This window comes from Gordonia jinghuaiqii (genome assembly GCF_014041935.1).
Lineage (GTDB): Bacteria > Actinomycetota > Actinomycetes > Mycobacteriales > Mycobacteriaceae > Gordonia > Gordonia jinghuaiqii.
This window is the reverse complement of record NZ_CP059491.1, coordinates 1,591,026-1,605,484: the sequence shown is the minus strand read 5'-3', so window position 1 is coordinate 1,605,484 and position 14,459 is coordinate 1,591,026. Positions and strand designations below refer to the sequence as shown.

General features: G+C 67.5%; 14 protein-coding genes. 6 read left to right on the top strand and 8 right to left on the bottom strand.

What is annotated here, in order from left to right; translation table 11 throughout:
- Position 1: 1 nt before the first annotated feature.
- Positions 2 to 910 carry a sirohydrochlorin chelatase family protein gene (locus tag H1R19_RS07095; RefSeq protein WP_219851073.1) on the bottom strand — a complete coding sequence of 303 codons (909 nt, stop codon included), beginning with the start codon at positions 908 to 910 and terminating at the stop codon, positions 2 to 4.
- A 2-nt stretch (positions 911 to 912) separates the two neighbouring features.
- Positions 913 to 1,218: an urease subunit gamma gene (gene ureA / locus H1R19_RS07090; protein ID WP_188329984.1), complete on the bottom strand. Its 306-nt coding sequence runs from the start codon at positions 1,216 to 1,218 to the stop codon at positions 913 to 915.
- A gap of 220 nt (positions 1,219 to 1,438) precedes the next feature.
- On the opposite strand from ureA, the gene H1R19_RS07085 reads away from it, so the two are divergent.
- A complete protein-coding gene (locus H1R19_RS07085; RefSeq protein ID WP_219851072.1) occupies positions 1,439 to 2,236 on the top strand; it encodes a maleylpyruvate isomerase N-terminal domain-containing protein in 798 nt (265 codons plus the stop codon).
- Positions 2,237 to 2,280: 44 nt separating this feature from the next.
- Here the strand turns inward: H1R19_RS07085 and H1R19_RS07080 are convergent, their stop codons facing one another.
- Together H1R19_RS07080 and H1R19_RS07075 are read right to left on the bottom strand one after the other, a co-directional pair.
- Positions 2,281 to 3,891, bottom strand: coding sequence for a DEAD/DEAH box helicase (locus H1R19_RS07080; RefSeq protein ID WP_188329986.1), 1,611 nt, complete (start codon positions 3,889 to 3,891; stop codon positions 2,281 to 2,283).
- Between the two features lie 378 nt (positions 3,892 to 4,269).
- Entirely contained in the window at positions 4,270 to 4,833 is a 564-nt protein-coding gene (locus tag H1R19_RS07075) for a helix-turn-helix domain-containing protein (RefSeq protein WP_188329987.1), read from the bottom strand.
- A gap of 57 nt (positions 4,834 to 4,890) precedes the next feature.
- Here H1R19_RS07075 and H1R19_RS07070 point away from each other — a divergent pair, with 57 nt between their 5' ends.
- Both H1R19_RS07070 and H1R19_RS07065 read left to right on the top strand, forming a co-directional pair.
- Positions 4,891 to 5,661, top strand: coding sequence for an AzlC family ABC transporter permease (locus H1R19_RS07070; protein WP_219851071.1), 771 nt, complete (start codon positions 4,891 to 4,893; stop codon positions 5,659 to 5,661).
- Positions 5,658 to 5,981: an AzlD domain-containing protein gene (locus H1R19_RS07065; protein WP_219851070.1), complete on the top strand. Its 324-nt coding sequence runs from the start codon at positions 5,658 to 5,660 to the stop codon at positions 5,979 to 5,981. The genes H1R19_RS07070 and H1R19_RS07065 overlap by 4 nt, the downstream gene beginning before the upstream one ends.
- 52 nt (positions 5,982 to 6,033) lie before the next feature.
- On the opposite strand, the gene H1R19_RS07060 is transcribed toward H1R19_RS07065, so the two are convergent.
- The 4 genes from H1R19_RS07060 to H1R19_RS07045 form a co-directional block, all read right to left on the bottom strand.
- Positions 6,034 to 7,287, bottom strand: a complete 1,254-nt coding sequence (locus tag H1R19_RS07060) for a family 1 glycosylhydrolase (protein WP_219851550.1) — start codon at positions 7,285 to 7,287, stop codon at positions 6,034 to 6,036.
- A gap of 95 nt (positions 7,288 to 7,382) precedes the next feature.
- On the bottom strand, positions 7,383 to 8,330 hold the full coding sequence (locus H1R19_RS07055) for an esterase/lipase family protein (protein WP_219851069.1): 948 nt from the start codon (positions 8,328 to 8,330) through the stop codon (positions 7,383 to 7,385).
- 134 nt (positions 8,331 to 8,464) lie between these two features.
- Entirely contained in the window at positions 8,465 to 9,283 is an 819-nt protein-coding gene (locus tag H1R19_RS07050) for an N-acyl homoserine lactonase family protein (protein WP_219851068.1), read from the bottom strand.
- Positions 9,284 to 9,340: 57 nt separating this feature from the next.
- Complete coding sequence (locus H1R19_RS07045; protein WP_219851067.1) at positions 9,341 to 10,651, bottom strand: MFS transporter; 1,311 nt, start codon at positions 10,649 to 10,651, stop codon at positions 9,341 to 9,343.
- A gap of 469 nt (positions 10,652 to 11,120) precedes the next feature.
- Here H1R19_RS07045 and H1R19_RS07040 point away from each other — a divergent pair, with 469 nt between their 5' ends.
- From H1R19_RS07040 to H1R19_RS07030, 3 genes are all read left to right on the top strand, one after another.
- Positions 11,121 to 12,578 (top strand): aldehyde dehydrogenase family protein, encoded by a 1,458-nt coding sequence (locus H1R19_RS07040; RefSeq protein ID WP_219851066.1) that lies wholly within the window; start codon positions 11,121 to 11,123, stop codon positions 12,576 to 12,578.
- Positions 12,579 to 12,590: 12 nt separating this feature from the next.
- Positions 12,591 to 13,514 carry an NAD(P)-dependent oxidoreductase gene (locus H1R19_RS07035; RefSeq protein ID WP_188329994.1) on the top strand — a complete coding sequence of 308 codons (924 nt, stop codon included), beginning with the start codon at positions 12,591 to 12,593 and terminating at the stop codon, positions 13,512 to 13,514.
- Positions 13,515 to 13,648: 134 nt separating this feature from the next.
- Positions 13,649 to 14,419 carry a GntR family transcriptional regulator gene (locus tag H1R19_RS07030; protein WP_188329995.1) on the top strand — a complete coding sequence of 257 codons (771 nt, stop codon included), beginning with the start codon at positions 13,649 to 13,651 and terminating at the stop codon, positions 14,417 to 14,419.
- Positions 14,420 to 14,459 lie beyond the last annotated feature (40 nt).

Here is a 14,459-nt window from a genome sequence, read left to right as displayed (position 1 = left end):
CCTAGATAAATGGGGATACGACCGACAGAGAACGTGCCGACGGTGGCGCATGACCGTGCCCGTCGCCGTGTTCGTGACCGTGTTCGTGTTCGTGTTCGTGACCGTGTTCGTGGGCGTGTTCGTGCCCGTGAGAATGGCTGTGCCCGTGCGAATGACCGCCGTGCGCGTGATCCGCGCCGGCGTGACTGTGCGCGAATCCGTGGTCATGTGAGGCCGCCAGCGCAGCGAGGATCCCGTTGTCTCCGCGGATGAGCGACGCGTACGCCTCGTCGCGCCGGGCCGCGATGACCCGCGCCATGGCCGCCGGTCTCATGAGGGGCCCGTACATGCGGAGATGGGGCACCGTGTCGATCCCGAAGCGCGTGGAGAAACCGGCCGGCACCACCACACCCACCGGATATCCCAGGCGCTGCAGCCGTTCTGCGGTTGATTCAGCGTCCTGCGGTGAATGCAGGAGACAGACCTCGACCTCCGTGCCCGCACCGTGGGCTCGCACGAGGTGCCCGATGCGATGCAGTTCGGCGTCGGCGAAGGGTTCCGAGGCATGCGCTGCGATGACCAGCGCGGCGTCGGGCTGCTCGGCGTGGACTCGGCGTGCCGCCGCGCGCAGGTGCCCGATCAGATGATCGGGGGTACCGAAAGGCGGGGCGAGCGCCACGGTCGCGCCGTGACGTTCGGACAACCACCGCAGACCGCGGGCGGTTTCGGCGATCATCTGCGCGTCGCGCCCGAAGGTCATCGGCACGACGACCGCACCGCCGCTCCCCGCACGCAGGACAGCCTCGGTGAGAGTGCTACCCGGTAGGGCCACAGTGCATTCCGGAATCGTCGCCGCCAGCTCGGCCAGCTCCTCCCCGGCGCCTGACTCATGGCCTCTGACCAGAATCAGCTGCGAGGGCGCCGGCTGCATCGCTACCCGCCGATCGGATCGTGGCAGGAGATCAGCTTGCTGCCGTCCGGGAATGTCGCCTCGATCTGTAGCAGGGTCACCCGCTCCCGGACACCGGGCAGACAGTCCGACGCCGATACGACGCCCTTCCCGATCTCCATGCATTCCGCGACCGACTTCCCGTCGCGGGCCGCCTCCAGAATCGCTTCGGAGACCAGCGCCTGGGCCTCGCTGATGTTGAGGGGCGTCCCGCGTTCGCGTCGGCGCCGAGCCAACTCCGCGACTTGATAAACAATGAGCTTGTCCAGTTCCCGCGGGGTGAGGTCCATGTCGGCTCCCGATTGTTTAACAGTGTGACCCTGCTCACGCTACGCGACGTTTGCGGACAGCACATCGAATTCGATTTGCGATCGCGCACAATCTTCGTCGACGCACCCCGGGCGCGTCCGGTGCCGATGTCGCGCAGGGTCGCGCGGAGTGCCGGTCCCGGGAGTAGTCTCGACCCCCATGTGGGGGCCGCACGAGACATCGGGGAGCAAACATGGCGGGATGTTCTCGCGTTTCGACTACATCGACGCGGCAGTGGCCGCCGGCGAGCGGTTCGTCGAGCTCGTCGCCGCCGTCGACGACCCCGACACGAGACTGTCCGAGACGCCCGGCTGGACACTGACCGATTGCCTCGGCCATGTCGCCCTGGCGCCGTCACGCTTCCTCGGTCTCGCCCACGGCGAGGGCGAATGGTGTTGCAACGCCGTGGACGTGCCCGATTTCAACGCCAAGCAGATCGCCAACCTGCCGACCAGAGACGTCGGGGCTCTTTCACGACAACTGATCGACGACCTGAACACCCTGGTCGACGAGGTGTCGCACTTTCACGCACAGGTCCCGAAGATGCACTACGACGGGGATCTCCTGATCCGCGCCGACGCCGCACTCGGGCTTCTGATCGGCGAGTTCGTGGTGCACGGCCATGACATAGCGCGTGCGATCGGGGCCCGCTGGTGGGTCGAACCCGAGGTGGTGCTGATGATCATCCGCGCCCGGCAGCAGATCCTGCCGGGCTGGGTCGACACGGCCAACGCGGTCGGACACAACGGCACCTACGACATCCGGCTCCGCGGCTGCGGCGAGAGACACCTCTACGAGTTCACCGACGGCGAGCTGGTGATCGATCCCCCTCGACCCCGTCGGCCCGACGTCCACATCAGCGTCGACCCGACCACGGCGTTGCTTGCCGGGTACGGCCGCCTCTCCACCGCATGGGTGGGGATCACCGGCAAGGCCATCGCCTGGGGAGCCAAGCCATGGCTGGCACCACGCCTGGCACAAAAATTCCTGCCCGCCTGAGTACAGGCGGGCAGGAACTGTTTCACATCAGTGTTGGCTGAGCGTCAGGCAGGCGAACCTGCGGGACGACTCGCACGACGCCCCTGCGGGCGCCCGCCCGAGCGGGGCTGATCGCCCGAGCGTGACTGTCCGGCCGAGCGCGTCTGTCCGGCCGAGCGTGCGTCGGACGTCCGCGGTGCACCCGAAGAACGACGCTGCGAGCCGCTTCCGGCGGTACGCGACTCGTCGCGTGCCGGACGACCGCGGTTGTCACCACGGCTGCCGCGGCTCTCGCCACGGGCCTCACCGCGAGTATCGGTACGGCCGCCGTTGTCGCCACGACCACGTCCCGGACGGCCGCCGCCGCCGCGGCGAGCACCCTGCGAACGCCCACCCTGGGCGCCGCCACGCGCGGTTTCAGCCGCGGCACGTGCCGCCGCCGAGACGCGGGGTGCGCGCTCGCCGACAAGATCGTCGACGGCGCCGGACTTGGGATCGACGCTGATCGGGGTGACCTTGATCTTGGCCTTGCGCAGCAGCTGCGAGAGCTCACGACGCTGCTCGTGCAGGCACACGGTCACGACATCACCCGAGGTGCCGGCGCGCGCGGTGCGTCCCGAGCGGTGCAGGTAGGCCTTGTGCTCGGCCGGCGGATCGACGTGGACGACGAGCTCGATGGCGTCGACGTGCACGCCACGGGCGGCGACGTCGGTGGCCACGAGGACGCGCACGTCACCTTCGCCGAATGCGGCGAGGTTGCGGTCACGCTGGGCCTGGCTGAGGTTGCCGTGCAGGTCGACCGCGGGGATTCCCTCGTCGGTGAGCTTGCGGGCGAGCTTCTTGGCCTGGTGCTTGGTCCGCATGAAGAGGATGCGACGACCGGCGCCCGAGGCCAGTTCGGAGACGAGGCCGGCCTTGTCGGCGGACGACACCTCGAAGACGTGGTGGGTCATCGCGGCGACCGGCGACTCCTCGGAGTCCACCGAGTGGGTGACCGGATTGTTGAGGAAGCGCTTGGCGAGCTTGTCCACGCCGTTGTCGAGGGTTGCCGAGAACAGCATCCGCTGGCCGCCTGGCGGGGTGGCCGCCAGGATCTTGGTGACGACCGGCAGGAAGCCGAGGTCGGCCATGTGATCGGCCTCGTCGATGACGGTGACCTCCACCTCGTCGAGGCGGACGACGCCCTGACGCATCAGATCCTCGAGGCGACCCGGGCAGGCCACGACGATGTCGACGCCACGGCGGAACGCCTGCTCCTGACGGGTCTGCTTCACACCACCGAAAACGGTGGTCACGGTCAGGCCGACGGCAGCGGCGAGCGGCTCGACGACGGCCGCGATCTGGGTCGCGAGCTCGCGGGTCGGCGCGAGGATGAGGCCGGTGGGCGCACCGACGTAACGCTTGACCTCCATCTCGGCCAGTCCTGCGACCAGCGGGATGGAGAAGGCGAGGGTCTTGCCCGAGCCGGTCTTGCCGCGGCCGAGGACATCCTTGCCGTCGAGGGTGTCGGGCAGGGTGTCGACCTGGATCGGGAAGGCGTCGATCTTGCCCTGCGAGGCCAGGACCTTCACCAGTTCGGCTGGGACGCCCAAGGATTCGAAGGACGGCGTGCTATCGGCCGAGGGTGCGGCATCCGGAGTCACGGTTGCCAGGGGTGTTTCGAGTACAGCAGTCATTGCGTGAGCAGGGTTCTTCCTGTGCATGGCACGCGAGAAGCACGGAGTAACAGTGCCGAGGGTCGGTGCCGGTGGCGAACACGCGGGTACGCGGGCTCGTTCGCCGTATGAAAGTCAATGACAGGTGGCCGACATCTCTGTGTGTACCGACCTGCGAGAGAGGCGTTCTACGACGCTAGACGCGGCCCCTGAGGGCGCATCACTTTCAGCAACAGTACGCGCAGGTAACCAATCCCGCGAATCGTTGTGACGCAGGTCGCTTTTCGCCAGTCGGATCGATGCGCCCTCGGGTGGCCCCGCCGACCTGCCCAGCCGGCGAAAACCTCACCGATCGAGCATCTGACGCGCCTGAATACCCTGCCGCACTGGGAGTGCGGATCAGAAGGCCTCGCTCAGCATCACCGCGACGGTGCCGGGTTCGAGCGCATCGAAGACGTGCTCCACATCACCGGGATAGGAGATGTAGTCACCGGCCTCGAGCACCTCGGTGGCATCACTCGGCCCGAGCCGCGCACGGCCGGCACTGATGACGACATGCTCGACGACCCCGCGCGCGTGCGGCGCCGACACCCGCGGTTTTCCGGGCTCGGCCCTGATCACGTACATGTCGCGACGCGAGCCCGGCCTGGCCGTGGAGAGCAGGGTCGCCGAATAGTCCGCGTCGGCGGCCGGGATGACCGGCCCCTCGCCCAGCCGGATGACCTCCACGGTCGGCGCAGGCGAATCCAGCAGCGCCGAGAACTGCACCCCCAGCGCCGTGGAGAGCGCCCACAGCGTCTCCACACTGGGGTTTCCCTCCCCCGATTCCAGCTGCGACAGCGTCGACTTGCCGATACCGGCGCGTCGCGCCAGCTCGGTCAGCGACAGCCCGGCACGCAGGCGTTCCCGCTTCAACGACGCCGCGACCAGCTCTTTGGGGTTGACCGTCCGCGAAGCGTTCACCAAACCGTCCGATCGTCCATCTTGACGAACAAGTCCATGGTGTTCACTATAGTGTCCATGCGTTCGGCTTGGAGAACATTGGACTCTGCGACACTCCGCGCCGTCGCCGTGATGTGCGTGTCGATCCTGGTGATCGGCGCGTCATACGGCGTGGCTGCGCATGGTGCGGGCCTCACCCTGTGGCAGATCGTGCTCATCGCCACCCTCGTGCTCGCGGGCTCGTCGGAGTTCGTCTTCGTCGGAATCCTGGCAGCGGGCGGTGTGCCGATACTGGCCGCCCTCGCCGGGCTGCTGGTCAACACACGCAACTTCGGATACGGACTCGCGGTCGGCAAGCACCTCCGCAGTGTGCCCGAGATCCTGTTCGGCGCCCACCTGATCAACGACGAGACCGCGGCGATGACCACCGCCGAATCGGAACCCCGACGCGCACGGGCCGCATTCCTACTCTGCGGCGTGGGAGTCCTCCTGTCCTGGCCCCTCGGCGCAGCACTGGGGGCCGGACTCGGTGGCGTGCTGGCAGATCCGGAGCGCCTCGGACTCGACGCAGCGTTCCCCGCATTGCTTGCCGCCCTCGCCATACCGGCACTCCGGGAGCGCGCGACCTGGGCGGCTGTCGCCGTCGGCGGGGCCGTCGCGGTGGCGTCGACGCCGTTCCTTCCGGCCGGACTGCCCGTCATCGGCGCACTCGGAGGGTTCGTGGCGGTCGAGGCCGTGCGGGGGATGCGAAATCGGTTGCCGGGCGGCGAGACCGGTCATCAGGTGGCCTCGGCGGACGCGGCGGCCCCCCGATGCTCGGACGGCGCCGTCCACGGGAGGGACCGATGACCTCGGGTCTTGCGCTGGGGATCGGTGTCGCCGTACTGGCCGCCGGAACCTACGCGATGCGTGTCGCGGGACCGGTTCTGCGCAACCGGATCTCGGTGTCCGCGACAGCGGAGAAGCTGATGGATCGGGCCACCGTGGTCCTCCTGGTCACCGTGGCGCTGACCGGCGCACTCTTCGTCGGGCATGATCTCGCCGGTTGGGCACGGCCGGCGGGTGTGACCGTCGGAGTGGCCGCGGCACTGCTGAGGGCTCCGCTCGCGCTGGTCGTGATCCTGGCGGCGGTCACCTCGGCGGGACTGCGGGCCGTCGGGGTCGTTTGAGTGTACGACCGTCGTCGAGCCGACGCCAGCGGCCCTACGCCGAACGGAAGGCCTAGCGCACCACCGCGGGATCTGCGCAGCTGTCGGGAACCGCAACCAGTGAGCACGGCACCGGCAGTCGCGTCGGGCGATACCCCCCGGGCACGCCGCCGGCCCGCGTGATCTGCCGGTACGCCTCGACACCGTCGGTGCGATGCCGCGTCAGCGTCGGATCGCGTTGTATGTCAACGGTGTACAGGCCGAACCGGGCGTCGAAGTCGCCCCACTCGTAGTTGTCGGTGAGACTCCAGTAGTTGTAGGAGACGATGTCGATCCCGTCCTGCGCGGCACGCTGTAGCCAGTACACCGTGTCGCGCAGATGATCGGCTCGACGGTAACCGTCCGGACGTCGCCCGTGCGGATCGGTGGCCAACCCGTTCTCGATGATCCGAATCGGCTTCCCCGGAAACTGCTGCGCCACATGCCGTAGCACGTAGTAGATACTCTCCGGCGCCTGCGAACTCCGCCAGAACTCGCCGAGCGCGCCGTAGGCCACGGATGCATCGGTGACCGAGAACGAGTAATAGTGATCGACGCCGACGAAGTCCATCGTGTCGCGCATACGTTGCGGGAAAACCGATTCCAGCCAGGACTGCACGCCCACGATGGGGTAATACGCCATGTTCGACGACACTTGCGCTCGGGGCTGGACGCGATGGATGTGCCGGTGGATCGCCCGGTGCGCGTCGACGATCCCGTCGGCCATCAAACCCACATTCGCCGGAGACACCCCGCCGTACATCAGTTCACGGCGAACATACTCGGTCGGCTCGTTGAACGTGATCCACAGCGGATCGGCCCATGCGTACCGATCGACGACCCGCGATGCGAAGGCCACCATGTCACCGGCCATCCCCGGCCGGTTCCAACCACCGAGATCCACCGCCCACCCCGGGTGCACCCAATGGTTGAGCGTGATCATCGGCCGCATCCCGGCGTCGACGACGGCGCGGATCACCCGGTCGTAGAAGGCCCAGCCGGCCGGATCGTCCCGGCCGCGAGACGGTTCCACGCGCGACCACTCGACCGACGTGCGATAGATGCCGACGCCCAGCGACTCTGCGCGCGCGATGTCCTCGGCGTATCGGTGATAGAAGTCGACGGCGTTCCCGACCGGGTGATCGACCTTGCCCTGGCGTCCGTACCGCAGCCAGTTGGAATCACGGTTGACGCCCTCGGATTGGAAACCCGATTGGGCCACCCCGAATTCGAAACCGGGACCGAGCCCCGGCACGTCCGCGCGCGCCGGGGCCGTGGTGACAGCCATCGGCAGCAACAGCGCTGCGGCGGTGGCGATCACGAGCGCGGCGCGCAGCCGTCGACGACGCCGCACCCTCGCCTCGGCGGGCTCGTGGACGCGGGTCAGAACGGGCTTCCGGTGAACGGTGCGGCGCGGTCGCACGGCACGCGACGTGGATGTTCGGGGTCGAGCGCGTTCAGCACGAAGTCGGCGGCTCGTCGCGACCCCGCCAATCCCGCGTGTTCGGTGTAGTCGACCGAACAACCGTCCTGCACAACGATGTTGCGGACATTCGACCCTCCAGGCGGAAGACCGGACCAGTACGGGACGACGAGTTCGTCGTAGCGTGTGGCGATGTTGGTGTACTCGATGTTCGGGAGATAGTAGCCGCCCTCGGCGATCTTGCGCAGGAACGCCGCACCGGGATCGAGGTCGAAACAGGCCTGGCACAACGGAACCTGTTCGGGCCGCACGCCCAGGCCCCGGACGAACGGGCCGATGGCGCCGGCGCCGGCCACCGTCGTCCCCCGCCACACCGGCGCCAGGGAGACATACTTGTCGATGCTGTCCGCGCCACCGAGGTACTTCGCGTAGTACGCCGGCACCACGGTTCCCTGCGAATGCCCCACGATGTCGACCTTCGATGCACCCGTCGCGCGCCGCACCTCGGCGACGAAGCCGCCCAGTTCGCGCGCGCTCTCCGACATCAGCCCCATCCCGCCGATGGCGCTGATCGGCCACGGCGCGCCCTTGATCGCACCGTACGTCGGCGTGAAGACGCAGTACCCCTCGTTCTTCAGGAGCGGGACATAGGTACCCCAGTTGGTCTGCTGCGATCCCCCGGTCCCGTGGACCACGACGACCGGGTTCGGGTGGCGGGCCGACGGCGTGCAGTTCCAGTCGTTGGCCCCGGGCAGTGAACCGCCGGGGTTGGTGAGTTCGGCCGGGATGCCGGAGAGAAAGTTGTAGGTGACCGGCAGGGCGTCTGCCCGCGCCGGCGCCGCCGTGGCCGCGAGCACGCCGGTCAGCACCGACACCACCAGCCCCAACAGCAATTTCGAGGACCTCATCGCTCAGAAGCTAACAGCCCCGCTTCGGGCGGGTGGGGCGTTTGACCGGACCCGGTGGCCACGGGGACGCGGCGGTTCGGGCAAACCCGACCCCGGCGGTGCGGGCCCACCACCGCAGTCCGGCCGACGCGCGGTCAATCCTCGACGGCCGCAACCTGTTCCGGGGCCGGGCGGTGATGCAGGGCGACCATGCCGTCCGGCAATCCGGCCGACCCGGCCCCGTACTGTTCCATGACGGCAGGATCGTGTCCGGGCACGATGTGCTCGAGCCCGGGCGCGAGTTCCAGGAGCCGGTCGTAGCCGTCCATCATCTGCACCACGTCGACGATCGCCGGGAACGGGTTGCGTCGTTCGAAGTTCTCGTAGTAGTGCAGCGCGTCGGAGGCGAGTACCACCCATCCGCGTTCGGTGAGCACCCTGACCACCTGCAGGCCGGGCGTGTGCCCGCCGACGAGGTGCAGCTCCAGACCCTCGGCGAGCGTGACCTGCCCGGCAACCTGGTTGACCCGGCCCCTGAAGGACTCCTTCAGCAGCGCGCACACGTCGTCGACCTCGAAGAAGTGGCTCAACTCCGGATGTCGCATCGCCGCACCGGTCACGTAGGCCACCTCCGCTTCTTGCACCCAGATACGCGCGGCCGGGAAGTGATCGAGGTTGCCCGCGTGGTCGTAGTGCAGGTGAGTGACCACCACATCGGTGACCGACTCGGGGTCGATGCCCAGCTCGCGCAGGGCGTCGGTTGGGGTTCGCTCGAGATGGCGGCCGCGGTGCGATCCGCCCTCGACACTGAAGCCCGAGTCGATCGCCACGATCCGCTCCCCGTTGCGGGCCACCCACATGTCGAAGTCCATGCGCATCGTCCCCTCGCGTGCCGGCCCGCGGAGGAAGTTGTCGCGCGCGGGCCGGTCGGCGTGGGCAAGTCTGATGGCGTAGAGCTCGAATGGGTCGCTCATGAGGTGACTCCTGTCCGCTGGTGGTGCCGGGTGAGGTCGGCTTCGGCTTCTGCCGCCTCAGACCGGCAGTTCCGTGCCCTTCGACTCCTTGATCAGCAACGCGCCGATGAGAGAGAGGGATGCCACCAGCATGATGAAGAACGCCGGCGATCGCAGGCTGCCGGTCTCCTCGATCAGCCAGGTCGAGATATAGGGCGCGGTACCGCCGCCGAGAATCGCGGCGAAGTTGAATCCCATCGAGAAGCCGGAGCTTCGCACGTTGGTGGGGAACATCTCGGCGATCACGGCGACGAGGACACCGAGATGTGCGGACACGAGCAACCCGTAGACGATCTGCCCGATGACCGCCGCTACCGGCCCGGTCCCCATGAACATGAACAGCGGGTAGATCAAGACGAGGGTCGAACCCACCGAGGCGATCAGGATCGGCTTGCGCCCGATTCGGTCGGAGAGCTTGCCCCACACCGGGATCAGCACGGTGGCAACGGCGAGCGCCACTGTGCTGGCGACGGCCGCGGACCCCGAGTCGATGAGATCGGCCCTGGTGAAATACGTCCCCAGATAGGTGAACACCAGGTAGTACGACGCTTGTGAGGTCAGTGCGATCATGGTCGTCAGCAGGACGATCTTGCCGTGCTGCCGGAACAGGATGGTCGCCGGCGCCTTGGTCGCCGTCTGCTCTTTGATGTCTTCGAACTTGTGCGACTCTTCCATCTTCTTGCGGAAGACCACGGCGATCACCGTGAACACGACAGAGAGATAGAACGGCACCCGCCAACCCCAGGAGATGAGCTCGTCCTCGGTCAGTGCCAGTTTGAGCATGGCCACGGTGAACGAGCCCATCAGGGTGCCGACCATCAGGCCGAGCATCGTCGTACTGGTGATGAAGCCACGCTTCTCCCGCGGCGCGGCTTCTGCGACATATGTTCCCGCGCCGCCCATTTCACCGCCGGCGGCAAGGGCCTGGACGATCCGGGCCGTCACCAGCAGGATCGGCGCGAGGATTCCGGCGGACTCATAGCTCGGCAGCAGGCCGATACTCGCGGTGGCCACACCCATGCCGCCGACAGCCAGGATCAGCGCGGGCCGACGCCCGTGCCGGTCGGCGATGTGACCGATGACCAGGCCGCCGAGGGGCCGGAACACAAAGGACGCCGCGAACACGGCGAGCGCCAGCAGCAGGCCCGTGGCCGGATCCGACGAGGGGAAGAAGACCACCGCGATGGTGGTCGCCAGAAAGGCGTACACCGTGAAGTCGAAGTACTCGATCGCGGAGCCGACCCCGCCGATCCAGATGGCCTTCCTCACCCCCTTGTCCGGGGAAGCAGCCTGCGTATTCGGTGCCGGGGGCACGGTTTGTTGAGTCACTCGACTGTCCTTGTTCTGAAAATTCTCGGGGTGACCTGTACTCATCTCGGCTCCGACGCGGTTCGCGACGACGAGCCGGCCCGAAACAGAGCCGCCACATGACGATGGAGACCTGCCGCGGTCTCCCGGGACGATCCCCGCCCACGTCGCCGCACCCCTGCTGACGACACGGTAGTCGTGGGTGCGGACGGACACATGGGGTACCTCGTTGGGATCTCACCGGAAGGAACGCAGACAGAGGCCGACAAGCCCACGGACGCTGCCGGCCGGACCGGGCCCCGCCCCGACGGCAACAACCCTGTGCACCGGTCCTGACATCAAACAACCGTGGGTCACGTGATGCCAGTCACGAAGGTAGCAACGTTAGGACCTACGGTCAACAACCAGGTGAACGTGACCTCCGAGACAAACATGCTAACGTTAGGACGTTCATACTTGCGAGTGAATCTACATCCATTGGGAAGTGACCATGACGGACCTATCTCTGCTTCGGACGGTCGAGGGCTCAGCCTGGATCGCTGGCCGTTCCGTCGACGGCGACGATGCCCCGATCAGCCAGATCGATCCCTCCACCGGCGAGCACTTCGACGCCCTCGCGGGATGCTCGACTGCCCTCGTCGACCGGGCGGTGACGACAGCCGACGCTGCTGCCGAGACCTGGCGTTCGATCAACGATCTCGATCGCGGGCGCACGCTGCTCACGCTGGCCGGTCTGTTGCGGAGCAACCAGGACCGGCTCGCACACCTGGAGAGCCTCGACACCGGCAAACCACTGCGACAGGCCAGGGCCGATGTCGAGGCCAGTGCCAAGTACTTCGAGTTCTACGGCGCTCTGTGCGACAAGACGAACGGCGAGGTGTTCCCCACCGACGACGGCGTGCTGTCGTTCTCCCGGTACGAACCGTACGGAGTCGTCGGGCAGATCGTGCCGTGGAATGCACCGCTGAGCCAGCTGGCTCGCGGTGTCGCGCCCGCCCTGGCCGCAAAGAACACGGTGGTGATCAAACCCTCGGAACTCACCCCCTCGACGGCACTGGAATTCGGGCGGTTGACCGACGAGGCCGGAATCCCGCCGGGTGTCGTCAACATCGTTGTCGGACTTGGCAGGTCAACCGGAAGCGCGGTGGTCGATCACCCCCTCGTCCGGCACGTGAGCTTCACCGGATCGGTGAGCACCGGGTCCCAGGTCATGGCCGCCGCGGCACGCCGGGCGGTCCCCGTACACCTCGAACTCGGCGGCAAGTCACCGTTGATCGTCATGGCCGACGCCGATCTCGACGCGGCCGTCGACGCAGGCGCCAACGCGATCATCCGCAACTCCGGCCAGTCCTGCTTCGCCTGCACCCGGGTGATCGTGCAGGACAGCATCCACGACGACTACGTTCGACGGCTCGTCGACAAGGTCGCCCCGCTACGGCCCGGCCGGGGGCTCGACGATCCCGATCTCGGCCCCCTGTCCTCGGCGGCGCAGGTCGAGCAGGTGCTGGCCAAGGTCGCGGGCGCCGTCGACGACGGTGCCACCCTCGCAGCCGGCGGCGGACGCGCCGACGTACCGGACCATCCCGGTGGTTTCTATGTGCAGCCGACCGTGCTGACCGGCGTCGACAACACGATGACGATCGCCCGGGAAGAGGTTTTCGGTCCCGTGCAGTCGATCCTGCGGTTCACCGACCTCGAGCAGGCGATCCAGATCGCCAACGACAGCGAATACGGCCTCGCCGCAGGCATTTTCACGCGTGACTTCACCACGGCCCATCGCGCGGCGGCCGGCCTCAGCGCCGGGCAGGTCTTCATCAACCGGTACGGCGGCGGCGGTGTCGAGTCGCCGTTCGGCGGCTACCGCAAGAGCGGGATCGGGCGCGAAAAGGGCGTCCAGGCACTGCACGCATACAGCCAACTGAAAACGATCATCGGCTTCTACGGATAGACAGGTATCGACATGACCACTGCTCCAGAGACATCCAGCATTCCCGCGGACGCCGCGACCTATTCGGTCGGCATCATCGGACTCGGCGCCATGGGCGGTTCGGTGGCCCACCGCCTCGTCACCGCCGGTTTCCAGACCTTCGTCCGGGACCTCGACCCCGAGGCCGTGACCCGCCTGACCGATCAGGGGGCGAGCATCATGACCGACGAGTCGGTCGCCGGACTCGACGTCGTGTTCACGAGCCTGCCCGACGACCGCATCCTGCGTGCCGCGGTCCTCGACACCGGGCTGCTGGCCCAGCTCCGCGGCAAGATGCTGATCGACCTGAGCACCACGCTGCCCTCCACCATCGAAGAGATCGCCGCGCAGGCACTGCCACTCGATGTGCGCGTCGTCGACGCCCCGGTCTCCGGCGGGCCGCCCGAAGCCCGCGAGGGCCGACTCGTCCTGATGGTCGGCGCGTCCGACGCCGACCTCGAGGCGGCCAGGCCATTCCTCGACGCCATCGGCGTGATCCAGCACGTCGGCGGGGTGGGCAAGGGCAAGGCCATCAAGATCGTCAACAACCAGATGGCCATGGGTAACGTCGCCGTCGCCGTGGAGGCGTTCGCTCTCGGCCGCAAGCTCGGACTCGACGGGCAGCGTCTCTACGACGTCATCAACCAGTCCGGTGGCCGCTCGTTCCACTTCTCCAAGCGAATCCCGTACGTCCTCGAGAAGGACCTCAGTCCGCGCTTCGCCCTGTATCTCGCCGAGAAGGACCTGCGGCTGGCTCTGACCGTGGCCCACGAGGAGTCGTTCTCGATGCCGGCCGCCGCCGCCATCCACCAGATCTTCGAGGCCGGCCGCGCAAAGGGGCTCGGCCAGCTCGACAGTGTCGCGCTGATCCGGCTGTACGAGGAGATGGCGGGCATCGATGCCGCCGGAACCGACTGATCGCGAACCCTGACGAGGAATCGACCGTGCCTTCACTTCGAACCGACTCGCATCACTACAATGCGAAGTCAGGTGTCCCGGGTCCCACCACGACCCGGGACCACAATCGCAGCGTCGACGAGCCGGGAGAGTTGATGAGCGCATCTGCCCTCGACCCCGAGGCAGCCCTGCCGCTTTACCACCAGCTCGCCGACAATCTCCGTCGGCGCATCCTCTCGGGCGAATACCCCGTCGGATCGACACTGCCGTCCGAGCCGCAGCTGATGTCGACGTACTCGGTCAGCCGGGTCACCGCCCGCCAGGCCGTCGGCGTACTGGTGTCGGAAGGTCTCGTGAGCAGGGGCAGCGGACGCGGCACACGCGTGCTCCCGGCCGCGGCCGCCCAGGTCGGTCAGCACTTCAACGGATCGCTGTCGGAACTGATGCGCGAGACCAAACGCTCTGGCGTCAAAGACCTTCGGATCGAACGGCACGCGCCGGTGTCGGAATCGGTTCGGTCGGCGCTGGAACTGACCGACGATTCCGTCGTCCGGGTGTCCCGTACCCGGCACTTCGACGGACGGATCTTCGCCTACAGCGTCGATCATCTGCCAGCGAAGGTCGGTGACCTGATCGACGAGGACAAGCTCGAACGTGATTCGCTGATGACCGTCCTCGTCAATTCCGGCATCGAACTCGCGAGCGCACGGCAGTCCATCAGGGCCGACATCGCCGACGCCGAGATCGCCGCGCGGCTGGACCTGCCGCAGGGGGCGCCGGTACTGACCGTCACCCGCGTGATCTTCGGCCCGGACAAGAAGCCGATCGACTACGTCGAGTCCTACTACCGCGGAGACCGTTACACCTACACGGTCAACCTCAGTCTGGACAACGAGGCCGATTCCCTCTACGAGGGACTCGCCTAACCGGCTACGAGGGACTCGCCCGACCGGGCGAGGGCCTCGC

Bases quoted from the DNA above. Each gene is read 5' to 3' on its own strand.
- H1R19_RS07095 (WP_219851073.1), bottom strand. From the start codon at position 910: ATGCAGCCGGCGCCCTCGCAGCTGATTCTGGTCAGAGGCCATGAGTCA.
- ureA (WP_188329984.1), bottom strand. From the start codon at position 1,218: ATGGACCTCACCCCGCGGGAACTGGACAAGCTCATTGTTTATCAAGTC.
- H1R19_RS07050 (WP_219851068.1), bottom strand. From the start codon at position 9,283: ATGAGCGACCCATTCGAGCTCTACGCCATCAGACTTGCCCACGCCGAC.
- H1R19_RS07035 (WP_188329994.1), top strand. From the start codon at position 12,591: ATGACCACTGCTCCAGAGACATCCAGCATTCCCGCGGACGCCGCGACC.
- H1R19_RS07065 (WP_219851070.1), top strand. From the start codon at position 5,658: ATGACCTCGGGTCTTGCGCTGGGGATCGGTGTCGCCGTACTGGCCGCC.
- H1R19_RS07070 (WP_219851071.1), top strand. From the start codon at position 4,891: ATGCGTTCGGCTTGGAGAACATTGGACTCTGCGACACTCCGCGCCGTC.
- H1R19_RS07060 (WP_219851550.1), bottom strand. From the start codon at position 7,287: ATGGCTGTCACCACGGCCCCGGCGCGCGCGGACGTGCCGGGGCTCGGT.
- H1R19_RS07080 (WP_188329986.1), bottom strand. From the start codon at position 3,891: ATGACTGCTGTACTCGAAACACCCCTGGCAACCGTGACTCCGGATGCC.
- H1R19_RS07085 (WP_219851072.1), top strand. From the start codon at position 1,439: ATGTTCTCGCGTTTCGACTACATCGACGCGGCAGTGGCCGCCGGCGAG.
- H1R19_RS07055 (WP_219851069.1), bottom strand. From the start codon at position 8,330: ATGAGGTCCTCGAAATTGCTGTTGGGGCTGGTGGTGTCGGTGCTGACC.
- H1R19_RS07040 (WP_219851066.1), top strand. From the start codon at position 11,121: ATGACGGACCTATCTCTGCTTCGGACGGTCGAGGGCTCAGCCTGGATC.
- H1R19_RS07030 (WP_188329995.1), top strand. From the start codon at position 13,649: ATGAGCGCATCTGCCCTCGACCCCGAGGCAGCCCTGCCGCTTTACCAC.